Source organism: Devosia sp. Root685 (assembly GCF_001427875.1).
Lineage (GTDB): Bacteria > Pseudomonadota > Alphaproteobacteria > Rhizobiales > Devosiaceae > Devosia.
Map to the genome: position 1 here is coordinate 965,827 of NZ_LMHK01000002.1, position 23,258 is coordinate 989,084.

General features: G+C 61.4%; 25 protein-coding genes and 1 riboswitch. Of the genes, 16 read left to right on the forward strand and 9 right to left on the reverse strand.

Annotation, left to right across the window (positions count from 1 at the left end):
• Window positions 1-31: 31 nt before the first annotated feature.
• From fliG to flhA, 5 genes are all read left to right on the forward strand, one after another.
• Window positions 32-1,066 carry a flagellar motor switch protein FliG gene (gene fliG, locus ASD83_RS12945; protein WP_056312418.1) on the forward strand — a complete coding sequence of 345 codons (1,035 nt, stop codon included), beginning with the start codon at window positions 32-34 and terminating at the stop codon, window positions 1,064-1,066.
• A gap of 4 nt (window positions 1,067-1,070) precedes the next feature.
• Window positions 1,071-1,754: a hypothetical protein gene (locus tag ASD83_RS12950; protein ID WP_056311471.1), complete on the forward strand. Its 684-nt coding sequence runs from the start codon at window positions 1,071-1,073 to the stop codon at window positions 1,752-1,754.
• A 47-nt stretch (window positions 1,755-1,801) separates the two neighbouring features.
• On the forward strand, window positions 1,802-2,101 hold the full coding sequence (gene fliN / locus ASD83_RS12955) for a flagellar motor switch protein FliN (protein ID WP_056312420.1): 300 nt from the start codon (window positions 1,802-1,804) through the stop codon (window positions 2,099-2,101).
• 20 nt (window positions 2,102-2,121) lie between these two features.
• Entirely contained in the window at window positions 2,122-3,489 is a 1,368-nt protein-coding gene (locus ASD83_RS12960; RefSeq protein ID WP_056311473.1) for a sigma-54 dependent transcriptional regulator, read from the forward strand.
• Between the two features lie 92 nt (window positions 3,490-3,581).
• Window positions 3,582-5,738, forward strand: a complete 2,157-nt coding sequence (gene flhA / locus ASD83_RS12965) for a flagellar biosynthesis protein FlhA (RefSeq protein ID WP_056311476.1) — start codon at window positions 3,582-3,584, stop codon at window positions 5,736-5,738.
• Between the two features lie 60 nt (window positions 5,739-5,798).
• Here flhA and ASD83_RS12970 read toward each other — a convergent pair whose 3' ends face one another.
• Together ASD83_RS12970 and ASD83_RS12975 are read right to left on the reverse strand one after the other, a co-directional pair.
• The gene (locus ASD83_RS12970; protein ID WP_082561251.1) at window positions 5,799-5,996 is read right to left on the reverse strand and encodes a DUF2934 domain-containing protein; all 198 of its coding nucleotides are present in this window, start codon (window positions 5,994-5,996) and stop codon (window positions 5,799-5,801) included.
• 80 nt (window positions 5,997-6,076) lie between these two features.
• Window positions 6,077-6,688 carry a LysE family translocator gene (locus tag ASD83_RS12975; RefSeq protein WP_056311480.1) on the reverse strand — a complete coding sequence of 204 codons (612 nt, stop codon included), beginning with the start codon at window positions 6,686-6,688 and terminating at the stop codon, window positions 6,077-6,079.
• A gap of 96 nt (window positions 6,689-6,784) precedes the next feature.
• On the opposite strand from ASD83_RS12975, the gene ASD83_RS12980 reads away from it, so the two are divergent.
• From ASD83_RS12980 to ASD83_RS12990, 3 genes are all read left to right on the forward strand, one after another.
• Complete coding sequence (locus ASD83_RS12980) at window positions 6,785-7,876, forward strand: putative zinc-binding metallopeptidase (RefSeq protein WP_056311482.1); 1,092 nt, start codon at window positions 6,785-6,787, stop codon at window positions 7,874-7,876.
• Window positions 7,877-7,921: 45 nt separating this feature from the next.
• Entirely contained in the window at window positions 7,922-8,380 is a 459-nt protein-coding gene (locus ASD83_RS12985) for a GNAT family N-acetyltransferase (protein WP_056311484.1), read from the forward strand.
• A 407-nt stretch (window positions 8,381-8,787) separates the two neighbouring features.
• Complete coding sequence (locus ASD83_RS12990; RefSeq protein ID WP_056311487.1) at window positions 8,788-9,423, forward strand: PRC-barrel domain-containing protein; 636 nt, start codon at window positions 8,788-8,790, stop codon at window positions 9,421-9,423.
• Between the two features lie 87 nt (window positions 9,424-9,510).
• On the opposite strand, the gene fliJ is transcribed toward ASD83_RS12990, so the two are convergent.
• Together fliJ and fliI are read right to left on the reverse strand one after the other, a co-directional pair.
• Window positions 9,511-9,924, reverse strand: coding sequence for a flagellar export protein FliJ (gene fliJ, locus ASD83_RS12995; RefSeq protein WP_056311488.1), 414 nt, complete (start codon window positions 9,922-9,924; stop codon window positions 9,511-9,513).
• Between the two features lie 58 nt (window positions 9,925-9,982).
• Window positions 9,983-11,311, reverse strand: a complete 1,329-nt coding sequence (gene fliI, locus ASD83_RS13000; RefSeq protein ID WP_056311490.1) for a flagellar protein export ATPase FliI — start codon at window positions 11,309-11,311, stop codon at window positions 9,983-9,985.
• 430 nt (window positions 11,312-11,741) lie between these two features.
• On the opposite strand from fliI, the gene ctrA reads away from it, so the two are divergent.
• From ctrA to ASD83_RS13015, 3 genes are all read left to right on the forward strand, one after another.
• Window positions 11,742-12,449: a response regulator transcription factor CtrA gene (ctrA, locus tag ASD83_RS13005; RefSeq protein ID WP_035085763.1), complete on the forward strand. Its 708-nt coding sequence runs from the start codon at window positions 11,742-11,744 to the stop codon at window positions 12,447-12,449.
• Between the two features lie 184 nt (window positions 12,450-12,633).
• The gene (locus ASD83_RS13010; protein WP_413813500.1) at window positions 12,634-13,476 is read left to right on the forward strand and encodes an alpha/beta fold hydrolase; all 843 of its coding nucleotides are present in this window, start codon (window positions 12,634-12,636) and stop codon (window positions 13,474-13,476) included.
• Between the two features lie 81 nt (window positions 13,477-13,557).
• Window positions 13,558-14,823, forward strand: coding sequence for an RNA polymerase sigma factor (locus tag ASD83_RS13015; protein ID WP_056312422.1), 1,266 nt, complete (start codon window positions 13,558-13,560; stop codon window positions 14,821-14,823).
• Here the strand turns inward: ASD83_RS13015 and ASD83_RS13020 are convergent.
• The 3 genes from ASD83_RS13020 to ASD83_RS13030 form a co-directional block, all read right to left on the reverse strand.
• Window positions 14,820-15,191 carry a response regulator gene (locus ASD83_RS13020; protein WP_056311494.1) on the reverse strand — a complete coding sequence of 124 codons (372 nt, stop codon included), beginning with the start codon at window positions 15,189-15,191 and terminating at the stop codon, window positions 14,820-14,822. The two genes, ASD83_RS13015 and ASD83_RS13020, sit on opposite strands and share 4 nt — an antisense overlap.
• Window positions 15,192-15,291: 100 nt before the next feature.
• Window positions 15,292-16,002 (reverse strand): histidine phosphotransferase ChpT, encoded by a 711-nt coding sequence (gene chpT / locus ASD83_RS13025; RefSeq protein WP_056311496.1) that lies wholly within the window; start codon window positions 16,000-16,002, stop codon window positions 15,292-15,294.
• A 69-nt stretch (window positions 16,003-16,071) separates the two neighbouring features.
• Window positions 16,072-16,569, reverse strand: a complete 498-nt coding sequence (locus ASD83_RS13030) for a YHS domain-containing (seleno)protein (RefSeq protein WP_156385943.1) — start codon at window positions 16,567-16,569, stop codon at window positions 16,072-16,074.
• A 97-nt stretch (window positions 16,570-16,666) separates the two neighbouring features.
• Here ASD83_RS13030 and ASD83_RS13035 point away from each other — a divergent pair, with 97 nt between their 5' ends.
• Together ASD83_RS13035 and ASD83_RS13040 are read left to right on the forward strand one after the other, a co-directional pair.
• Window positions 16,667-17,239: a DUF1134 domain-containing protein gene (locus tag ASD83_RS13035; RefSeq protein WP_056311501.1), complete on the forward strand. Its 573-nt coding sequence runs from the start codon at window positions 16,667-16,669 to the stop codon at window positions 17,237-17,239.
• 185 nt (window positions 17,240-17,424) lie between these two features.
• Window positions 17,425-18,594, forward strand: coding sequence for a hypothetical protein (locus ASD83_RS13040; protein ID WP_056311503.1), 1,170 nt, complete (start codon window positions 17,425-17,427; stop codon window positions 18,592-18,594).
• Between the two features lie 10 nt (window positions 18,595-18,604).
• Here ASD83_RS13040 and ASD83_RS13045 read toward each other — a convergent pair whose 3' ends face one another.
• On the reverse strand, window positions 18,605-18,958 hold the full coding sequence (locus ASD83_RS13045) for a DUF6476 family protein (RefSeq protein WP_156385944.1): 354 nt from the start codon (window positions 18,956-18,958) through the stop codon (window positions 18,605-18,607).
• On the opposite strand from ASD83_RS13045, the gene ASD83_RS13050 reads away from it, so the two are divergent.
• A complete protein-coding gene (locus tag ASD83_RS13050; protein ID WP_056311507.1) occupies window positions 18,957-19,985 on the forward strand; it encodes an RluA family pseudouridine synthase in 1,029 nt (342 codons plus the stop codon). The genes ASD83_RS13045 and ASD83_RS13050 overlap by 2 nt on opposite strands.
• 240 nt (window positions 19,986-20,225) lie before the next feature.
• The gene (rpoH, locus tag ASD83_RS13055) at window positions 20,226-21,095 is read left to right on the forward strand and encodes an RNA polymerase sigma factor RpoH (protein WP_056311510.1); all 870 of its coding nucleotides are present in this window, start codon (window positions 20,226-20,228) and stop codon (window positions 21,093-21,095) included.
• 260 nt (window positions 21,096-21,355) lie between these two features.
• Here rpoH and ASD83_RS13060 read toward each other — a convergent pair whose 3' ends face one another.
• On the reverse strand, window positions 21,356-22,033 hold the full coding sequence (locus ASD83_RS13060; protein WP_056311512.1) for a thiamine diphosphokinase: 678 nt from the start codon (window positions 22,031-22,033) through the stop codon (window positions 21,356-21,358).
• Between the two features lie 33 nt (window positions 22,034-22,066).
• A riboswitch (TPP riboswitch) is annotated at window positions 22,067-22,166 on the forward strand.
• Between the two features lie 69 nt (window positions 22,167-22,235).
• Here ASD83_RS13060 and thiB point away from each other — a divergent pair.
• Complete coding sequence (thiB, locus tag ASD83_RS13065; RefSeq protein ID WP_056311514.1) at window positions 22,236-23,240, forward strand: thiamine ABC transporter substrate binding subunit; 1,005 nt, start codon at window positions 22,236-22,238, stop codon at window positions 23,238-23,240.
• Window positions 23,241-23,258: the final 18 nt, after the last annotated feature.

A 23,258-nucleotide genomic window follows, 5' to 3' on the forward strand; every position in this document is an offset into this window, starting at 1 on the left:
GGCTGTTGAAACTCCCGAAGCCGGTCGCGGCATGGGCGCCCAGCTCCGCATCGGCGGCGCTTCGAGCTACCGCGCCCTTGCCGGGGACGAAAAGGCCGCCGCGCTGATGCTGGCGCTCGGCCCCGATCACGGCAAGCCGATCTTTGAAGAACTCGACGAGCACGAGATCAAGACGCTGTCGCGCGCCATGGTCAAACTGGGCCCGATCACCCCGGCCATGCTCGACGAACTGATGGCCGAATTTGTCACCAACATCGCCTCCAACGGCAATGTGGCGGGCAATTCGGACTCGACCGAACGGCTGCTCCTGAGCTTCCTGCCGGCCGATCGCGTCGATGCCATCATGGAAGAAATCCGTGGCCCGGCCGGGCGCAACATGTGGGAAAAGCTTTCCAACGTGCAGGCCGACGTCCTCGCCGCCTATCTCAAGAACGAATATCCCCAGACCGTCGCCGTGATCCTCTCCAAGATCGCGCCGGACCATGCTTCCGACGTGCTGGCCTCGCTGCCCGAGGAACTGGCCATGGACGTGGTGCAGCGCATGCTGGGGCTCGATGTGGTGCAGAAGGACATTCTCGAAAAGGTCGAGCAGACGCTGCGCACCGAATTCATCTCGACGCTCAACACCTCCAAGCGCCGCGACAGCCACGAATTGATGGCCGAAATCTTCAACACCTTCGATCGTCAGACCGAAGCGCGCTTCATCACCAGCCTTGAAGAACGCAGCCGCGAAGACGCCGAGCGCATCAAGTCGCTGATGTTCACCTTCGAGGATCTCGCCAAGCTCGACATGTCGGCCATCCAGACCCTACTCGGCCGCGTCGACAAGCGCGAACTGGCCCTCTGCCTCAAGGGCGCCAACGACGAAATCAAGGAATTCTTCCTCAAGAACATGTCGACCCGCGCCGCAAAACTGCTGCAGGACGACATGATGGCAATGGGCCCCGTGCGTCTCAAGGACGTCGACGAAGCCCAGAGCCGCATTGTTTCCATGGCCAAGGATATGGCGGCGAAGGGAGAAATCCTCATCGTCAAATCCAAGGGCGACGACCAGATGATCGGGTAACGCCATGGCCGCCCTTTCCCGCTTCACCTTCGATCTCGACCTGGCGGACTATCCGGTCCTGCCCAAAAGCGTCATGCCCGAACTGCCGCCCGAGCCGGTCGGCATTCCCCAAGACATGGTCGAACGCCTCGTGCGCGAAGCGCGCGAGGAAGGCTATGCCGAAGGTCTCGTGGCGGGCGAAAGCAATGCCACCTCCATGGCCACCCAGACCATTGCCGCAGCTGCCGGAACGCTCGCCGCCCATGCCGCCGGCATGACCGCCGCACTCGATGAAGCCCGCGCCGAAAGCCACAAGCACGCCGTTGACCTTGCGGTCAGCGTCGGCCGCAAATTGGCGTTCCATCTCGTCACCCGCGAGCCGGCCGCCGAACTCGAAGCGCTGATCGCCGAATGCATGCCGAGCCTTTCGGGCGTGCCGCATCTGGTGATCCGCTGCCACGCGGACCTGGCCGACCAGATCCGCGACATTGCCACGGCTCAGATCGCCACCTCCGGCTATGCCGGGCGTCTCGTCGTGATGGGCGAACCTGATATCCGTCTCGGCGACGGCCGGCTCGAATGGGTCGATGGCGGCCTTATTCGCGATTCCGACGGGCTCGACGCCGAAATCAACGAAACTATTGCTGCCTACCTCGCTGCCAAGGCGAACAAGGCCGGCTCACACAGACCTACGGAGAGCGGTGAATGAACCCGACCGATCCTGAGACCGATACCGCCGAAGTTCAAGATTTCGGCATGGACGAAATGTCCGCCCCGGGCAGCGAAAGCCGCGCCGAAGCCTATATCGAACGCACTGCCGACGACCTCGAAGCCGTGTTCGATGTGCCGGTGCGTGTTTCGGTCGTCCTCGGCCGCACCAAGATGCCGGTGGCGAGCCTTCTCAAGCTCGATACCGGCACGGTGGTTGAACTCGACCGTCAGGTCGGCGAAGCCGTCGAAATCTACGTCAATGACCGCCTCGTTGCCCGTGGCGAAATCGTGCTGGTGGAAAACCGGCTCGGCGTCACCATGACCGAGATCATCAAGCCCCAATAATAAGAACGGGAGTGACTGGTATGCGTCTCCTCATCGTCGGAGCCCTCGAAGGTCAACTGAGCCAGGCCACCAAAATGGCCATGGATGGCGGCGCCAAGGTCGCCCATGCCCCGAGCATCGAAATCGCGCTGGCGGCCCTGCGCACCGGGCGCGGCGCCGACCTCTTGCTGGTCGATGTCATGATGGACATTGCCGGGCTCATCGCCGGACTTGAAGCCGAACGCATCGCCATTCCCGTCGTCGCCTGTGGCGTCGAGACCAATGCCGCCGCCGCCGTCAACGCTATCCGCGCCGGCGCCAAGGAATATATCCCCCTGCCCCCCGACGCGACGCTGATCGCCGCCGTCATCCAGGCCGTGTCGCGCGATAGCGAAGATTTCCTCTTCCGCGATCCGGCGATGCAGCGCGTCGTCAAGATGGCCGAACAGGTAGCCGCCTCCGAAGCCTCGATCCTGATCACCGGCGAGAGCGGCACCGGCAAGGAAGTCGTCGCCCGCTTCGTCCATTCGCGCTCCAAGCGCGCCAACAAGCCCTTCATCTCGGTCAACTGCGCCGCTATCCCTGAAGCACTGCTCGAATCCGAACTCTTCGGGCATGAAAAAGGTGCGTTCACCGGCGCCATCGCCCGCCGCATCGGCAAATTCGAGGAAGCAACAGGCGGCACGCTGCTGCTCGACGAAATCTCGGAAATGGATGTGCGCCTGCAGGCAAAACTGCTGCGCGCCATTCAGGAGAGGATCATCGACCGCGTCGGCGGCACCAAGCCCGTGCCCGTCGATATCCGCATCCTTGCAACCTCGAACCGCAATCTGACCGATGCGGTGCGCGAAGGCTCGTTCCGCGAAGACCTGTTGTTCCGCCTCAACGTCGTGAACCTGAAGCTGCCCGCGCTGCGCGAACGCCCCGGCGACATCGTGGCGCTGGCCGATCACTTCGTTGCCAAATATGCCAAGGCCAATGGCCTGCCCAAGCGCGAACTGTCCGAAGACGCGCGCCACGCTCTCCTCCACGCGCCCTGGCCGGGCAATGTGCGTGAACTGGAAAATACGCTGCACCGCGCGGTACTCCTCGCCACCGGCACCATGATCGGGGCCGAAGCCATCGTGCTGCCCGACGGCATGGGTCTGAGCGAAGCCGCTCGCCTGCATTCGCCGGCCCAGCAGCTTGCCGAAACCGCCGAAGCCATGTCCCGCGCCCTTGTTGGCCGGACCGTGGCCGATGTGGAACGCGAACTGATCCTCGATACGCTCGATCACACCTGGGGCAACCGCACGCATGCGGCCAATATCCTCGGCATCTCGATCCGCACCCTGCGCAACAAGCTCAACCAGTACTCGGATGAGGGGATGACTATCCCCGACCCCGGCGAACGCCGGAACGTCGCTTGAGCGCCCGCCGCGCTCCGCAAACCCTGACTTCCCCCTCTCCCGTCCCGGGAGTGGGGTTTTCGACTTTGGCCTGAGGCCATAGGACCGGCACGATGACCGATATTTCTGCTTCCCCGTCTCGCTCAAACTTCAAGCTGCCTCCGGTAAAGAGCATTCTGGACACGCTGCGTTCAGGCGATATCGCGCTCGCCACCGGCGTGATGGGGCTGATCATCATCCTCATCGTGCCGCTGCCGGCGCTGATGGTCGACATGCTGCTCGCCATCTCGATCGTCTTTTCGGTGATGATCCTGATGACCTCGCTGTTCATTCAGCGGCCGCTGGAATTTTCGAGCTTTCCGACGGTTCTGCTGATCGCGACCATGTTGCGCCTCGGCCTCAACCTCGCGACGACCCGTCTGATCCTTTCTGAAGGCCACAATGGCACGGCCGCTGCCGGTCACGTCATCGAAGCCTTCGGCAACTTCGTGACCCGCGGCAATTTCGTCATCGGTATCGTGATCTTCATCATCCTCGTGATCGTGAACTTCATCGTCATCACCAAGGGTTCGGGCCGTATCGCCGAAGTCGCGGCGCGCTTCAGCCTCGACGCCATGCCCGGCAAGCAGATGGCCATCGACGCCGACCTTTCGGCGGGCCTGATCGATGAAGATACCGCCAAGAAGCGCCGTGCCGACCTCGAAGGCGAAAGCGCCTTTTTCGGTAACATGGACGGTGCCTCCAAATTCGTGCGCGGCGACGCCATTGCCGGCTTGATCATCACCTTCATCAACGTGTCGGCGGGCATGGCCATCGGCATCATGCAGGAAGGTCTTTCCCCAGCCGAAGCCGGCAGCGTCTATACGCTTCTTACGATCGGCGACGGCCTCGTGTCGCAGATCCCGGCACTGATCGTTTCGACCGCAGCCGGTATTCTCGTGTCGAAATCGGGCGTGACCGGCGCCGCCGACAAGGCGCTGACCGCCCAGTTCAGCGGCTATCCCAAGGCGCTCGGCATGGCTTCGGCCGTTATGGCCGGCCTTGCCCTGCTGCCCGGCATGCCGCTCCTGCCCTTCCTCGCCCTGTCCGGTGGCGTCGGCTATGCCGCCTTCCGCGCCTCGAAAACCAAGACCGCTCGCGAAGTGGTGGAACGCGCCAAGACCGTCGCCGATGCCGCCGCCAAGGCGCCACAGGGTGCGCCCGGCATGCCCGGCGCCGCACCAGCCGGCGAACCGCCGATCAGCGACAGCCTCAAGATCGACGATCTCAAGCTCGAACTCGGCTATGGCCTCCTCGGTCTCGTCAAGGAAGACGAGAGCGGCACCGACCGCCTGACCGAGCAGATCAAGGCGCTGCGCCGGCAACTGGCGCTCGAACTGGGCTTCGTCATGCCCCCGGTCCGCATTCTCGACAACATGCAGCTCGAGCCCAACGACTATAAGGTTCGCATCAAGGAAGTGGAGGCCGCCCACGGCCAGATCCACGCCAACCTCCTCATGGTCATGGACCCCTATGGCAATCCGATCGACCTGCCCGGCAACCAGACGACCGAGCCAACCTTTGGCCTGCCGGCAACCTGGATCGATCCGGCGCTGCGCGACGAAGCTGAACTGCGCGGTCTCTCGATCATCGATCCTTCGACGGTGATTTCGACCCACCTGACCGAAGTGCTCAAGGCCAACGTTGCCGAGCTTTTGAGCTATGCCAATGTGCAGACGCTGCTTTCGGGCCTGCCCAAGGATCAGCAGAAGCTGGTGGAAGACATTATCCCGAGCCAGATTTCGGTTTCCGGCGTGCAGCGCGTGCTGCAGGCGCTTCTCACCGAACGCATCTCGATCCGCGATCTCTCGACCATCCTTGAAGGCATTGCCGAAGTGGCGGCCCCCGGCCGTTCGATCCAGGCGATCACCGAGCATGTGCGCAGCCGCCTCGCCCGCCAGATCTGCGCCGCCAATCTGGGCCAGGACGGCAACCTGCCGCTCCTTACCCTCTCCCCGCAATGGGAACGCGACTTTGCCGAAGCCATGGTTGGCGAAGGCGAGCACCGCCACCTCGCCATGGCGCCCAGCCGCTTGCAGCAGTTCATCATGTCGGTCGGTCAGGCCTTCGAAAAGGCGGCCCAGCAGGGCGAACTGCCGGTGATGATCACCTCTCCCTCGATCCGCCCGCATGTGCGCGCCATCATCGAGCGCTTCCGCCCGCAGACCGTGGTGATGAGCCAGAACGAGGTTCATCCCCGCGTGCGCCTCAAGACGGTGGGCGCCATCTAGGCCTGATCAACATCCCTCAAATGCAAAAGGGCGAACCCTCGGGTTCGCCCTTTCTTTTGGTCAGCTCGCGATATTGCCCGGAACCAGCGGCGGCAGGTTGATGACCGACGCCTCACGCGAGGTATCGACCTCGTCTTCTTCGGCAAGCTCGCGCTCGGCCTGATACCAGAAATCCTGTTCGCGATCCTCCGGCTGGCCGGCGTCGGCCCAAAGCTGGTAGGCGCGATCACGGACTTTATTTTCCTCGACATGGTGCATGGTGCTCTCCTCGTTTCGCATGAATGCAGAACGCGAGCTTGGCCTAGCAGTTGCCGACGACGCCGCCATGACGCGAGATTTTACCGGCTGGTCAGCGCCAGCTTGGCCCCGAGCGCCACGAAAGCGGCGGCAAAGGAGCGGCGCATCCAGGTCATGATGGCGGGTTTGGAGATGACGTGACCGCGAATGGCGGCGGCAAAGAGCCCATAAAGCGCAAAGACCACGAAGGTCATGAGCATGAACACCAAGCTTAGCTGCAGCATCTGCGGCACCGCACCCGGCGCATCGGCCGGCACGAACTGGGGCAGGAAGGCGAAGAAGAAGATCGAGAGTTTTGGATTGAGGAGGTTTATCAACACAACCTCGATCGCCATATCCTTGAGGCTTTTGGGCTCGGCATTGGCGGCAACCGAGAGCGAGCCGGTTTCTTTGAGCGTGGCCCAGGCCATGTAGAGGAGATAGGCGACCCCGAGATATTTGATGATCTCGAAGGCCAGCGCGCTGGCATGGAGAATGGCGGCGAGGCCGGTAATCGCGGCGATCATGTGCGGGACGATGCCCAAGGTGCAAAAAAGGGCCGCCCAGAGGCTCGCCTTGCTGCCGCGACCGAGCCCGGCAGCGATCGTATAGAGCGCGCCCGCGCCCGGAGAGACGACGACGATCAGGGTCGTGATGAGAAATTCGACGCTCATGGGACGTGGCTCCGGCTCAATGGCGGGACAGTTTCTCTTTTCGCGGGGAACGGCAAGCCCCGCGTGCCATTATCCCCGCACCAACAGGGGATCGGCATGCGCCTCTTCAGCTGCGATCATTGCGGCAATACGGTCTATTTCGAGAACAGCCGCTGCGAGCATTGCGGCCACGCGCTTGGCTATCTGCCGGAACAAAACGCGCTCGTCTCGCTCGATGAGGCGGAGGGCGTTTGGCACGCGCCGGCCTTTGCGGGAGGCGCCTATATCTATTGCGACAATGCCAGACACGGGGCCTGCAACTGGCTGATTGAAGCGGAACCCGGCGGGCCAGTTCTTTGCGCGGCCTGCCGGCACAATGAGACCATTCCTGCGCTCGACAATCCGGAAAACCTCAGCCGCTGGCAGGTGGTCGAACGGGCCAAGAAACGCCTGGTCTATTCGCTGCTGCGCCTCGGCCTGCCGCTGAAGACACGCGCGGAAGACCCTACGCACGGCCTCGCATTTCGTTTTCTCGCCGATGCCGGCAGCGCGCCGCATGTGATGACCGGGCACGAGAACGGCATCATCACCATTGCCCTGGCGGAAGCCGATGACGCCGAACGCGAGCGCCGGCGTACCGGCATGGGCGAGCCATATCGGACCCTTCTCGGTCATTTTCGACATGAGATCGGGCACCATTATTGGGACCTGCTGGTGAGCGGGCAGCCGCCGGAAACGCAGTTTCGCGCGCTCTTTGGCGATGAGCGAAGCGACTATGGCACGGCGCTCAAGGCCTATTATGCCCATGGCGCGCCCGCGGGTTGGCCGCAAAGTCATATCAGCGCCTATGCGACGGCTCATCCGTGGGAGGATTTTGCCGAGACTTTCGCGCACTATCTCCACATCGTCGATACGGTGGAAATGGCTGATGCCTTCGGCATCAGGGCACGGCCGCGCACGGGCGACGAGGCGCTGGCGCTGCTTCCGGTGTCCTTCGATCCCTATATGGCGCCCGACATGGCAGCGATCGTCGATAACTGGATACCCCTCGCTTCGCTCCTCAACAATCTCAACCGCGCCATGGGGCAGGCTGACGCCTATCCCTTCGTGCTGTCTCCGGCGGTGATCGAGAAACTGGGGTTTGTGAACGATCTGGTGCATCAGGCCCCGGCATTGGGGCAATTGGCAACGCTCGAAGAGGCGGAGTGAGCGACGCCCTTCCAGTGGCAAAAACTTGCTGGTAAACCCTCGTCCATGTCCGACATCATCATTGTTTCCGTCCCCGTCTTTTCGACCCTTTCCAATGCCGCCTTCGCCCTGCGGAGGGAGGTGTTCGTCTGGGAGCAGAAAGTGCCGCAAGAGGAAGAGCTCGACAGCTCTGACCTCACCGCGACCCACTATGTCGCCGTCGCCGAGGGCAATGTCGTCGCAACCTTGCGGCTTATCGCGCAGCCCGAGCATATGAAGATCGGTCGCGTTGCCGTGCATCAGGCCTGGCGCGGCAAGGGCGTGGCGCGAAAGCTGATCGAAAAGGCGATGACCGATGCGCGCGCCAAGGGAAGCGAGCGCTTTTTCCTGACCGCGCAATCGGACAAATTGGGGCTTTACGAGAAGCTCGGTTTTGTCGCTTTCGGCCCGGAATTCATGGATGGCGGCATGCCGCACCGGGCCATGCGCGACTATGACAAGGCTAGCGCCGTCCTAATCGATTAATTCAAATTTAACGCATTAACCTCGCTGGGGGACTCCTGCCCTCAAAGCTGCGTTATTGTGGGCTTGTCGCTCAAAAGAGCGCGTCCTGCCGGGCGGCAACCAGTGTGTGGTGCTTCTGGTTGAGAACGCGAATTCTTGTCTTTTCGCAGGACGCGACCAACCGCCAGGGAGGCGGAAAAGGGCCGGCACCGCCTCGCGCGGGAGCCGGCCTTTTCAACCTTTGCGAAGGAAAGGGTTCAACGTTTCCGGGGGGAGACGTCCAAATGGTTCCCTGCCAATGGGGGAAATTGATCGGGAACGGCTCGCGGATCGAGACGTTGATCCAGCATAACGGGCCACACGGCACTCTACCGGCAAGTTTTGCGCCGCATGGCCCTGTTCAAACAAATGAACCATTGGAGCCTACAATGATCCGCACGCTTTTGACCACTACGGCCGTTGCCATGCTCATGGGTACTGCTGCTATTGCTCAGACCACCCCGGCCCCTGCCCCGACCGACGCTCCGGCAACCACCACCGAGGCGCCCGCGGTGGCCCCGGCGGATGCCACCACCCCGGCTGAAGTGACGGCTGCTCCGGTTGATACCGGCGCTGCACAGACCACGGATGTCAATGAGCCCTGGGACATGTCGGCCGGCTATGTGGCCGCCGATACCGATAATCTCGGTACACGCCTGATCGGTCAGCCGGTCTATTCCAGCGCCGGTGACGACGCCGAAGAAATCGGCTCGATCAGCGATCTGGTGTTTTCTGAAACCGGCCAGATTGAAGCCGTCGTGATCGGCGTGGGCGGTTTCCTCGGCATTGGCGAAAAGAGCGTTGCCGTCGATTTCGACTCGCTCGAATTCACCCTTGCCGCCGACAATACCGAACGCTGGGTGCTGCCGACCACGGCTGAAGCCCTGACCACTGCCCCGGACTTCGTCTGGGCCGAGGATGAACCCGTGGACGGTGCCGCTGACGGCACGGCTCCGGCTGCCCCTGATGCAATGGCGCCGGCTGCTCCCGACGCGATGGCTCCGGCCCCCGTCACCACCAACTAATCTCTCCTGCGGCCCTTCGCTCACTGAAGGCCAAGGAAAGGAAAAGGCCCGCTTCGGCGGGCCTTTTTGCGTTCCGTGATTTTGGTGTCAGCGGTTGCGAAAACGCTGGCGGGCAATTTCGTCGTAGTCTTGCTGCTCGATCTTGTTCTGCTCGTCACGCTCGCGCTGATGTTCGCGCTGGTCGAGCAATTCGACCTTTTTCAGGTCTTCGAGGGCTTCGGCCAACTGGTCCTGTGCCGTTTCGAGCTTGCCGCGCATGTCCTGGGCGGATGCCAGCAGATTGTCGCGGCGCTGCAAAGCGGCCTTGGCAAAGGTGGAATAGGCAAAATGGGCGACATCGGAAATGCCGGTCTTGGTCTGCTCGATCTCGATCTGCTGATCGAGCTCGGAAGCCATGCGCTCGAAGTCCGCGACCATCATTTCGATCTGCATGACCTGCCGGCGCTTTTCGTCGACATTGAACTTCTTGAGCCGAATGAGGCTCTCACTGCGCGATTTCAAGACCTGTACTCCTTACACACCAAGTCAGTCTCCGAAAGAGGCCCCAAGCACACTCCCGTCAGACCTGCGCATCGGCTTCGGCGATGATCTCTGCAAGGCGCTGATAGCCCTCCTCGATCGTCGACGTCTCTTCCCGCTGCTGGTTCAGAAAACCTTCCAGCTTCGGGTTGATAGCGATAGCGCGGTCCACATTCGGATCTGACCCTTTGCGGTAAGCCCCCAGCCGGATCAGTTCCTCCATGTCCGAAAAAATGGACATGAGCTCTCGCGCCCTTGCCAGAACCGGCCGAACCTCGGCCGGTACGCACCCTGGCATGGTGCGCGAAATGGACCGGAGCACGTTGACGGCGGGATAACGCCCCCGCTCGGCAATACCGCGCTCCATCACAATGTGCCCGTCAAGAATGCCACGAACGGCGTCCGCAATTGGCTCATTGTGATCATCACCTTCCACCAAAACGGTAAATAGTCCGGTAATAGAACCGGTAGAAGGCGTACCGGGGCCCGCACGTTCGAGCAAACGTGGCAATTCTGTGAAAACCGTCGGTGGATAACCCTTGGCGGTGGGCGGTTCGCCGATGGAAAGACCGATCTCGCGCTGCGCCATGGCAAAGCGGGTGAGCGAGTCCATCATACAAAGGACCCGCAGCCCCTCATCGCGCAGATATTCGGAAAGCGCGAGGGAGATATAGGCGGCCTGCCGGCGCATCAGCGCGGCTTCGTCCGAGGTCGCGACAACGACGATGGCACGCTTGAGGCCTTCTTCGCCCAGATATTCCTGAATGAACTCGTGCACCTCGCGGCCGCGCTCGCCGATCAGCCCGATGACCGAGACGTCGACATTGGTATTGCGCGCCAGCATCGACATAAGGACGGACTTGCCCACGCCCGAGCCGGCAAAGATGCCCATGCGCTGGCCTTCGCAAAGCGTCGTGAAAGTATTGAGGGTGCGCACGCCAAGATCGAGCGGTTCGCCCACGCGGACGCGATCATGCGCCGCAAGCGGGGACTGGCGCAGCGGATAGGCTTTTGCCCCGCGCGCCAAAGGGCCCATGCCGTCGATGGGTTCGCCATTGGCATTGATGACGCGGCCGAGCCAGGCCATGGAGGGATTGACCGAGCCATCATGGCGCTTGAACACGGCCTTGCAGCCGAGCCGCACGCCGCTCAATTCGCCAAAGGGCAGACAGAGGGCATGACCATCGCGAAAGCCGATGATTTCGGCGGCAAGATGCTCCCCATCGCTGCCCTCGATCATGACGCGCCCGCCGACGCGCAATTCGCGCACCGGGCCGACCACTTCAATAAGCAGGCCCTGGACCGATTTGACGCGCCCGAACACCTCGACATCGTCAATGGCGTCCACGGCCGATATGAGCGCCTTCATGCGTGATCCGGGCCTTTTGCTGACACAAATATGGTTTACGCCGAGCCCGCGAATCGGGGCCGCCGCGAATCGCAAGATAACCGAACATTAACTTAAATTCGCTATTGGCTGAGCGTTCGGGCCTTTGGCCTTGAGGGCGGAGCTTTAAGCCCAAACCACTCCCAGATCACGAAATGCACGAGTCGCCTGAATCGCTTGTAGGCACTTCTTAACGTACTACCTTAAGAAATTTTCATCTAATTTTATTAACGATTTCAAACACTTAAATTAAAATCACCCTAACAGTGTTTGCGTATTGCCGAAGCGAATTAAACTTTGTTAACTATTTGGGCTTAGGCTTCAGTCATATCCAGTAGGGTTGGAGCGTGGTGGTTGGACTTGTCATCCCACCACGCAGGTTCCAGCAGGAACGAATGACAAGGGGAATATAATGCGGGTACTCCTCATCGAGGACGATAGCGCCACGGCGCAGAGCATCGAACTGATGCTCAAGTCCGAAAGTTTCAACGTCTACACCACCGATCTCGGTGAGGAAGGCGTCGATCTCGGCAAACTGTATGATTACGATATCATCCTGCTCGATCTCAATCTGCCCGACATGAGCGGCTATGAGGTTCTGCGGACATTGCGCGTCGCCAAGGTGCAGACGCCGATCCTGATCCTCTCGGGCCTTGCAGGCATCGAAGACAAGGTTCGCGGTCTCGGCTTCGGTGCCGACGACTACATGACCAAGCCCTTCCACAAAGACGAACTCGTGGCTCGCATCCACGCCATCGTTCGCCGCTCCAAGGGCCATGCCCAGTCGGTCATCTCGACGGGCGACCTTATGGTCAACCTCGACACCAAGACCGTGGAAGTGCAGGGCGCCCGCGTCCACCTCACGGGCAAGGAATACCAGATGCTGGAGCTGCTTTCGCTCCGCAAGGGTACGACCCTGACCAAGGAAATGTTCCTCAACCACCTCTATGGTGGCATGGACGAGCCGGAACTGAAGATCATCGACGTCTTCATCTGCAAGCTGCGCAAGAAGCTCAGCGTTGCCACCGGCGGCAAGAATTACATCGAAACCGTCTGGGGCCGTGGCTACGTGCTGCGCGAGCCCGATGAGGCCGACGTCTACAGCGAAAACGTCGCCTGACCTTCCGGCGACGAATGGATTGAAAAACCCCGCGCGACGCATCGCGCGGGGTTTTTGCTTTTTGGGCACCAAAATATGCCTTCTCGTGTCGAAATGGCCGGGAGCCACTCGTTGTCTCAGTGAAGGCGCGCTGCCGCCGCTGAGGAGACTGGACATGATCCGTTCGACACTTGCTGCCCTGACCATGACGCTCGCCGCCACTGCCGGTGTCTTTGCCGAAAATGCCGCAAAGGGCGACTATGCCGAGGTCAACGGCATGCGCATGTATTATGAGGTTTCGGGTTCGGGCGATCCGATCGTCGTGTTGCACGGCGCCTATATGAACATACCCGCCATGGGCGGCATCATTCCGGCGCTGGCAAAAAGCCACACGGTCTATGCCATTGAATTCCAGGGGCATGGCCGGACCGAGGATATCGATCGGCCGATCACCTATCCCAATCTTGCCGACGACGTGGCTGTCTTCATGGATGAAGTCGGCCTGGAGAAGGCCGATATCTTTGGCTATTCCATGGGTGCGGCGGCCGGACTGCGGCTCGCCATCGACCATCCCAAAAAGGTCGACCAACTGGTTACGGCCTCGGTGAGCTATGACATGGCGGGCTCGCAGCCGGCTTTTCTCGAAATGATCCCGACCATGACCCCGGAAATGTTCATCGGTTCGCCCATGGAAGACGCCTGGAAACAATATGCGCCTGATCCCGAGGGTTTTAGGCCCTTCGTCGAGCGCATGATCGCGCTGGAACACGAACCGCTTGCCTGGGGCGAAGAAGTGAAAGCGCTGAAATCACCCGTGCTGATCATCGCGGGCGACGCCGACATGATGACGCTTGAGCATATCGTGAGCATGTTCCGTCTGCTCGGCGGCGGCGCGCCCGGCGATATGGGAAAACCCCTCGGCGCCTCCCGCCTCGCCATTCTGCCGGCGACATCGCATACCGCGGTGATCGATCAGGTCGATCTGCTGATGGGGTTTATCGAGCCCTTCCTCAAGGGCGAAACGCCCAAGGGCATGTTCGATCAATGACCATTCTTGCCGGTGCACCGCATTCCGGCCTTTTCCTCGCGCCACTTCGCTGGCACCCTTGCCCGCGATCTGGAGGGGCCGATGAGCAGTCGCCAAGAAACCGACAAGGCCATTTCAACCGTCTGGCGCGTGGAACAGGCGCGGCTGATCGCCGGCCTGACCCGCCTCGTGCGCGACATTTCGCTGGCCGAGGAACTGGCGCAGGACGCCTTGATGGCGGCGCTAAAACATTGGCCGGAAACCGGCGTGCCGCGCAATCCCGGCGCCTGGCTGATGCAGGCGGGCAAGCGCAAGGCCATCGACTATTTTCGCCACCGCAAGATGGCGGCGGGCAAGCTCGAAGAGGTCGGCCGGATCATGGAGGACGAGGTGCCGGACGCCGAAACCGCCATCCATGAAAGCATGGACGACGATGTCGGCGACGATCTTCTGCGCCTCATTTTCACCTCTTGCCACCCGATCCTGCCGGCCGAAAGCCGCGTCGCGCTGACGCTGCGGCTGATCGGCGGGCTGACCACCGAGGAAATCGCCCGGGCATTCCTTGCCAGTGACACGACGATCGGCCAGCGCATCGTGCGCGCCAAGCGCACCATTGCCGATGCGGGCCTTCCCTATGAGGTGCCGCGCGGCGAGGAGCGCGCCGAACGGCTCCAATCGGTGCTCGGCGTGCTTTATCTCATCTTCAACGAGGGCTATTCGGCGACTGCGGGCGAGGACTGGATGCGCCCACAGCTTTGCGAAGAAGCCATGCGCATGGGCCGCACGCTCGCCCGGCTGATGCCCGAGGAGCCCGAAGTGCATGGACTGCTGGCGCTGATGGAAATTCAGCATAGCCGCGTCAATGCGCGCACCAATGCCAGGGGCGAACCGATCCTGTTGCCGGACCAGAACCGGGCGCTCTGGGACCAGTTGATGATAAGGCGCGGCCTTGCCGGGCTCGATCGCGTCAATGCGCTCAACGGTGTCGCGGGGCCTTATGCATTACAGGCCGCCATTGCGGCGTGTCACGCCAGAGCCCGCCGGGCCGGCGATACCGATTGGCGCCGGATTGCCTCGCTTTATGCCGTGCTGGTCGAAATCATGCCCTCGCCGGTAGTGGAGCTCAACCGGGCCGTGGCCGTGTCGATGGCCGACGGACCGGCGGCGGCGCTGCCTCTGGTGGAAGCCATTCGGGACAGCGGTACGCTCGAGAATTACCACCTGCTCTACGGCGTGCGCGGCGATCTCTTGCGCAAACTCGAGCGGCACACCGAGGCCAATCTCGATTTCAGGCACGCAGCGGAGCTGACGCGCAATGAGCGGGAGCGGGCATATCTGCTGGGGCGGGCGGCGGAGGTGGAGAGTTAGACCGTCTCGAACCGGCTGAGGTCGAATTTCACCTCAAGGCTCTGCCGGTCGAAGGGCTTCATCATATAGTCGTTGGCGCCTTCCTTGCGGGCCATGGCGATGGCGCCGATGTCGTGCTCGACCGTGCAATAGACGATGTGCGGTTTTTCCCCGCCGATAAAGGCGCGCAGCAATTTGAGAAATTCGAGCCCGCTCATGATCGGCATGTTCCAATCGAGCAGGATCGCGTCGGGCATGTTCGCCTTGCACTTTTCGAAGGCTTCCTGGCCGTCCTCGGCTTCTTCGACCGTGTAGTCGAGGTCTTCGAGAATACGGCGGGCAACCTTGCGCACGACGGTGGAGTCGTCAACGATCAGGCATGTGGGCATGGCGGAGCTCCGGGCAGGCAGGCGCTGCCCGGACTATGCGCGAAAAGTGGTTTGGGAATGGTTAGCGAAAAAGAAACTTTTCCGCCAAGCGCAATGCCAATTATTCGCTGGCGGTCGCCGCTGTAGCGTCCCCGGCTGACGCATCTTCCTTGGCCTTGGGCACGGCGGTGAAGAAGAAGACGTCGGCTTCGATGCCGATATCGATCTCCATATCGGTCATGCGGGCGAGAAGGCCGGTATAAAACGGCTGGATGCCCCGCGCATCGACCGAACCTTCTTCCGGCATGCCGGAGAGAAGACCGGCCGAGCCGGATGGGATCAACGTTTTCTGGCGCTTTTCGGGATCGCTCTTGGAGCTGAACTCGAACTTTTCTTCCCCCGCCGGGCCCGAAACCTTGACGCTGACAAGACCACCACGCGGCACGGAACCCGCTGCGATCAGCAGCATGTTCATAAGAAGCTTGGCCTTGTGCTTGGGCAGGAGGATCAGCGGCACGTTCCAGTCGAGATCGGCCTTTTCGATATCGAAGAGAATGCGCGCCACGCGCTCGCATTCACGCGTGTCGATATCGGTGCCGGCGGTCGAGGAGGCGCCATAGGCAAGGCGGGCAAATTCGAGTTTGGCCCGGCTTTGCTTCGCGGCACTGGCGATCAGGTCACGCGCGCCTTCCGACATTTCTGCCTGGGAAGGATCGGCCAAAACTTCGAGCCCATTGCCGATGGCGCCGATGGAGTTGATCAGGTCATGGCAAACCCGCGAGCACAGCATCGCGGCGAGGTCCGTTGCCTTGAGCTCAATGATATCGGTCATCTTAGGTCTCCATGCCCGCCGAAGCGGTGAATCAGTCTTTGAAAGGATAAAGGGGCGCGCGGCCCAGCACTACTGCGTCGATAGCGTTTTGGACAATGAGGGCCAGTTTGCGGCGCCCTGTCGCGCGGCAGCATCAGGCGAGAGCAGGAAGGCCTCGCGATTGGCCGCCGAATAGAAAAGGAAGAGGCGGTCCTTGAACACGGTATAGAGCCGCGCATCGGAATCCGAGACGAAACCGCGCGCCATGCTCATGGCGCCATGGCCGCCATATTGGGGGGCGTAGATTTCCGGATGGCGTTTGAAAACCTCAAAATTGGCTTCATTGGCGAAATGCCAGGGCGCGCCCATCCAGTAGAATTCAAACTCGGGCTTGCCCGGCAGCGGCGCTTTTTCGGTGAAATAGGACACCGGGTCCATGCCGCCAATGGCAATGCCGGTGAGCGGATCGGCGGTGATGTAGCTGACGACGGACTGGGCGAGCGCAGGGGTAAAATGGGCAGAAAATGGCCCGAAAAGCGGCAGCACCACGGCGAACATGGTTAAGATTTGTTTAGAGGTTTGCTGCATGATCGAAATCCAGGATCGGCACGTCGTCGGCGGTAAATTTGCCGCAAAGACCTTAATGTCTTCGTAACCACGCTGAGCCGCCCAAGGGAGATGATCCATGTTCAAACGCCTGGCCAAAATCGGTGCCCTTATGCTGGCCCTCGCACTGCCCGCTTCCGCACCCGCCCTGGCACAGGGTTCGCTGAGCGACACCTATTCGGGTGACGAACTGGTTGAAAGCGGACACCAGTTTTTCGGCTCGGCCAGCCAGGGCCTTGCCTCGGTCGTCGAAAAGGCCGTGAGCCAGTTCGGCCTGCCCAATGGCTATATCCTCGGCGAGGAGGCCGGCGGCGCGCTCTTTGTCGGCGCCAAATATGGCGAGGGCAAACTCTATACCCGCAATGCCGGGGAATATTCGATCTTCTGGCAGGGCCCGAGCATCGGCTTCGACGTCGGCGGCGATGGCTCGAAAGTGATGATGCTGGTCTATAATCTTCAGACCATTCAGGAAGTTCTCGGCCGCTATCCCGGCGTCGATGGCTCGGCCTATGTGATCGGCGGGCTCGGCATGACCGTGACCAAGCGCGGCAATGTGGTCATCGTGCCGATCCGTTCGGGCGTCGGCGCGCGTCTCGGCATCAATGTGGGCTATCTCAACTTCACCAATGAGCCGACCTGGAACCCCTTCTGAGGCCGGCGGTTGCCTCCAATACGCGTTTGGAAGCCGGGGCTTTGTCCCCGGCTTTTTCGTGACTCGTGTCCCAAAGCCGTTAGGGTTAATCTTCTGTGGAGATGGCCAGGGTAAAACCTGAGCGCTAAATCGGAATATGGACGAGCCGGCTGTGCCGGGGCTGCCTTGCGGCCGGAGTATGCGCGATGCTGATCGAGAACATGATGTATTTTGCGCTGGGCCTGCTGGTGGCGGGGCTGGTGGCGCTGATTGTCATGCCGGCCGTGTGGAAGCGCGCCGTGCGCCTGACCAAGCGCCGCATCGAAGCGGCAACCCCCATCACGCTTTCCGAATTCCGCGCCGACAAGGATCAGTTGCGCGCCGAATTTGCGCTCTCGACCCGCAGGCTCGAAATGAATGTCGAGACCCTGCGAAAACGCCTCGCCGAGCAATTGAGCGATGTGAACCAGAAGCGCACCGATCTCGGCGCGCTCAAGGCCGAACGCGAACAGCATATGGCCGTGGTTGCCGAGCTTGAAAGCCGGCAGATCGAGCTGCGGGCGCGCATTATCGAACTGGAAAAGGACGGCACCGACCTGGCGCAGCGGCTGCGCATGCGCGATCGCGACGTCGAAGTGCGCCAGGACGAGATCGAAACCCTGCGCTTGAGCCTGCGCGACGGTTTTCCTCAACCGACCGGCCCGGAAGACCTCACTGGCGATTATGATCAGGATATCGATCGGGTGACGGCGCTCTTGGCCATCGAGCGCAAGCGGGCGAGCTTTCTTGAAGATCAGGCGCGCAGCCTGATCGGCCGGCTGGAAAATTCCGATCGCCGCTCGTCCGAGGCGACGGCCGCCATCGCCCAGATGCGCGATGCGCTGGCGCGGCGCGACGCCCGCCAGGAGGAAAACGCCGAGGCTCTGGTCACCGCGGAAGCCCGCATTGCCAGCGCCGAAAACCGTCTCAACGCGCTTTTGGCGGAATCGAGCGAAGCGGTGGCCCAAAGCCACGGCCGGGCCGAGCAATTGCTGGCCGACAAGCTCGGCCTCGAAGACGAGGTGGAGCGCCTCCGTTCCAAAGTCGCCAATGTCGAATCCTCGATCCTCGCGGATTGGGAAACCGAGCGGTTTGAAGAGGCGCATCTGCGCGAGAAGCTCAACGACATAGCCGCCAGCGTCAGCCGGCTGGTTTATGCCGTCGACCACGAGGCCCCGCTCAACGACAATCCCGAGGAAAGCCTGTTCGACCGCGTGCAGCGCTTTGCCGACGATGGGGAATCGATGGGAACGCTGGAGCCGCCGACGAGCGAAACTCCGCCCCGCGGGTCGGTGTCGGATCGCCTGGCGGCACTGCGGGAAATTCAGGGGCGGTAGGGGAAGGCCACTACTGCGCCGCGATTTCCGTGCTTTGGCGCAATTCGCCGGTTTTGGAATCAAAGACCGACAGCATGACCGCGCCGCCGGCACGGTAGGTCACCTGAATGGTGCCATCGACCGTCAGCGCCGAAACGACTTCGGAGCCAGGCGGAACGCTGACGCTTGCTGCAATGGTCGGGGGCGGCGCATCGCGCATGAGGCGATAGACAACCGCCACGCCAATCGCCATAAAGCCCAGCAACATGATGCCCATGGCGAAACCCGCCGAACGGCGCGCTTTTCCAATAACGGCGGCAGCCTCGGGCGAGACTTCGGTTTCGGCAGGGGCGGGCTTATTGCCGGACATGTCAGGATCACTCATGGCAGACGATACCGTTTCTGAATTCGAGGACGAGCCGATCGAACTTGTCGTCGATGAAACCCATGCCGGGGGCCGGCTCGATGCCGTGCTCGCCAAAGAGCACGACGTTTTGAGCCGTAGCCGCATCAAGGATCTGATCCTCAACGGCGCCGTCACCATCGACGGCAAACCCGTCAGCGAACCCAAGTATCGCTTGAAGACCGGTGAGACAATCGTCCTTCTTGCCCCACCCCCCGAAGATCCCGAGCCCGCCGCCGAGGATATTCCGCTCGATATCCTTTATGAGGATGATCAGCTCATCGTTATCAACAAGCCGGTGGGCATGGTGGTGCACCCTGCCCCCGGCTCGCCCAATGGCACATTGGTCAATGCGCTGATCTTTCACTGCGGGGAGAGTTTGAAGGGTATTGGCGGGGTAAAGCGCCCCGGCATCGTGCATCGGCTCGACCGCGACACCTCGGGCGTGATGGTCGCCGCCAAGACGGAAAAGGCGCACAAGCACCTCTCCAAGCAGTTCGCCGACCATGGCCGCACCGGGCCGCTGCATCGCGCCTATACCGCCTTTGCCTGGGGCACGACGCAAGGCGCCCTGGGCACGGTCGATGCGCCTATCGGTCGCGATCCCGGCAACCGGGTCAAGCAGGCGGTGCGCAAGGATGGGCGCGAAGCCATCACCCATTATTCCGTCGAGGCGCGCTATGGCGACGAAGGCTGGGATATCACCCGCATCGAGTGCCAGCTCGAAACCGGCCGCACGCATCAGATCCGCGTGCACATGGCTCACATCGGCCATCCGCTGGTCGCCGATCAGGTCTATGCCTCAGGCTATGTGACCAAGGTCAATCGTTTGCCCGAAGCATTGGCCGGGGCAGTCCGCAGCCTTGGGCGGCAGGCGCTGCACGCGGCTCAGCTCGGTTTCGAGCATCCGGTGACGGGCGAAGAGATGATGTTCGAAGCTGACCTACCCGACGATCTCCAGGCGCTTCAGGATGCGCTGGAGCCCTATGACAAGGCGTTTGCGCGCTGAGAAAGGCCGGAATCACTCAAGGGTGATCGAACCGAAAGGCCCGCTGGCGCGTAGTGTTTATGAGGCTGCGTAAGAGGTGAGCGGGAACCTTATCCAATTTGTAACGTTATGTGCGGTTCCTGCCTCTTAAAATTGCCAAACTGCCGCCTATATTAGGCGGTGCGTCTTCGCTTGTGCCGTTCGGACAGGGGGAGATTTTTCCGCCCGCGCGATGCGGGGGATAAGAAAGGGGGTGCGTCCATGGCCCAAACCAATCTGCCAATTCTCTCCGCCGAAGGTGGCCTTAGCCGCTATCTGCAGGAAATCCGCAAGTTCCCGATGCTGGAACCGGATGAAGAATATATGCTCGCCAAACGCTACAAGGAACATGCCGATCCAGGCGCGGCCCAGAGGCTGATCACCAGCCATCTGCGTCTCGTCGCCAAGATCGCCATGGGTTATCGTGGCTATGGCCTGCCGATCTCGGAAGTCATCTCGGAAGGCAATGTTGGCCTCATGCATGCGGTCAAGCGCTTCGAACCCGAAAAGGGTTTCAGACTCGCGACCTATGCCATGTGGTGGATCCGTGCCGCCATTCAGGAATATGTGCTGCGCTCGTGGAGCCTCGTCAAGATCGGCACCACTGCGGCCCAGAAGCGGCTGTTCTTCAACCTGCGTAAGGTGAAGGGACAGATCGCCGCGCTGGACGACGGGAGTCTCCACCCCGACCAGATCAAGCAGATCGCCACGACGCTCAAAGTGACTGAAGACGACGTCGTGTCGATGAATGCACGCCTTTCGGGTGATGCTTCGCTCAATTCGCCCATGCGGGCCGACGAGGGATCCTCGGAATGGCAGGACTGGCTGGTCGACGATACGCCGGACCAGGAAACGAGCCTTGGGGAAACTCAGGAGTTCAGCGAGCGCATGGGCCTCCTCAATCAAGCCATGGATGTGCTCAACGAACGCGAACGCGCCATCTTCCAGGCCCGCCGCCTGCAGGACAATCCGGCAACGCTCGAAGAACTGGCCCAGCAATATGACGTCAGCCGCGAGCGCATCCGCCAGATCGAAGTCCGCGCCTTTGAAAAGGTGCAGGAAGCCGTGCAGCAGGCTGCCCACGCGCACTAGGTATTTTGGCGATTGAAGAAATTGGCTCCCGCGTTTCGAAAGGAATGCGGGAGTTTTTTGTTTGGAACCAGGTCGGTTCGCGTTTTGGCGGACGTAAAAGTAGTCCTCATGGTGAGGCGCGAAGCGCAGCGCAGCCTCGAACCACGAGGACGTGCCCCGATGACGCAGTGCCACGCCCTCGTGGTTCGAGGCTTTGCTCTGCAAAGCACCTCACCATGAGGACTACTCAGACATGCCTTTCAACCAAAACGTGATGCGCTCTAAGCATCGACCAGATCCCAGAGCCGCTCTTTACTCAAGATAAGCAGCCAGGGCGTTTCGTCTTCGGGCTCGATTTCTACCTGTCCGCCCGTCCCCTCGTTGGACGTGCCGATGAGCCCACCCGGCTCCAGCAGCAGGCCGTCCATGGGGTAAAACAGGCCCGTGGAACGGCGGAAGCGAATAGGCACCAGTGGGTGGATCGACACGCGTTCGCGTTTCCCTGCGTCGAAAGCGATGGGGCCGGTGACCGCGAGGGCCACGTCGACCTCATCGACCAGCATGAGGCGGCGGCTCGGTGCATATTGCAGCACGGCGCTGAGCGCGGCGAGGGTATGATCGAGGCGTTTGCCGGTCATGCCCAGCGCCAGGGTCACCGGAGCAATGGTCGAATAGAGCGCTTTCTGGAAATCGGTGGTGATCTGTTCGGGGATATGGATGACGCGGGAGCGGCTTTCCCAGCCGGCGCGATTTTCAAGCGAATCGAGATCGCCGATAACAGCCTCGGGCACAAGACCGGCCGCCCCGATCGTGTCCGCGCCGCCATCGGCCCCGACCAGCGCCACGCCTTTTTCGGCCAATTCGCGCAAAAGGGCGCCGTCTACCGTGCCGCCGCCGACAATGGCGAGGGGGCGATCAAAAACCAGCGGCAGCGCATCCGGGCTGCGTTCTGAAGTCACTTGCACTGTCACATTTCTCTCAATATGGTCCGAGCCGTCTCGCTGGGGTGTTCTGGAAATCTTCCGGAGCTGAGAGTTACCCATTGAACCTGAACCAGGTCATGCTGGCGGAGGAAGTTCGAGATGGCAAGAGTGCCCTCGCGTCCTCTTCCATTGACACATACCCTTCTCCCATGGCCGCAACCGTTGAAGGGATGACCAAATGGTCAAATCCACTTATCTGGCGCTTGCGGTCCTTTTTGGATTGTCTGCCGGTTCTGCCTATGCGCAGGACGTGCCCACGCTCACCATCTACACCTATGACGGCTTTGCCGCCGAATGGGGCCCGGGTCCGCAACTCTCGGCCGCGTTCGAGCCGGTTTGCGGCTGCAAGCTCAACTGGGTTGCCGCTGACAGCTCCATCGGCACGCTGCGCCGCGTGCAGCTTGAAGGCGCGACGACCGACGCCGATCTGATCGTCGGGCTCGACACAGCTATCGCCGGGGAAGCCCGCGCCACCGGGCTTTTTGCCGATCATGGCCTGACGCTCGACAAATTGGCGCTGCCCGAAGCCTGGACCGATGCGCAATTCGTGCCGTTCGATTATTCGCACTTCGCCTTCATGTATGACACCGACCGGACCGCGACGCCGCCGAAGAATTTCGAAGAGCTGATCGCCATGCCGGAGGATTTCAAGATCGTGGTGCAGGATCCACGTTCGGCGACGCCCGGCCTCGGCCTCGTCCTCTGGATCAAGGCCGCCTATGGCGATCGCGCCCCTGAAATCTGGGCTGGGCTCAAGCCGCACATCCTGACCGTCACGCGCGAATGGAGCGAGAGCTATTCGCTCTTCCTTGATGGCGAGGCCGACATGGCGCTCTCCTATACCACCTCGCCCGCCTATCACATCATCGAAGACAAGGACGAGACGATCAAGGCGGCGCTGTTCGAGGAAGGGCACTATCCGCAGATCGAAGTTGCGGGGATTTTGAAGTCTTCGGATCAGCAGGAACTGGCCAAGGAATTTTTGGCCTGGTTCACCTCGCCCGAGGGCCAAAAGATCATTCCGACGACCAATTGGATGTTCCCGGTGGTCGATCTCGGGGCTGATCTCAATCCTGCCTTTGCCACCCTGCCGCAGCCGGAAAAAACGCTGCGTCTGAGCGACGAGGATATTCTGGCCCATTCCTCGGCCTGGATCGACGAAATGCTGGCGGCGGTGCAGTAGACGTGAGCGGCTACCAGC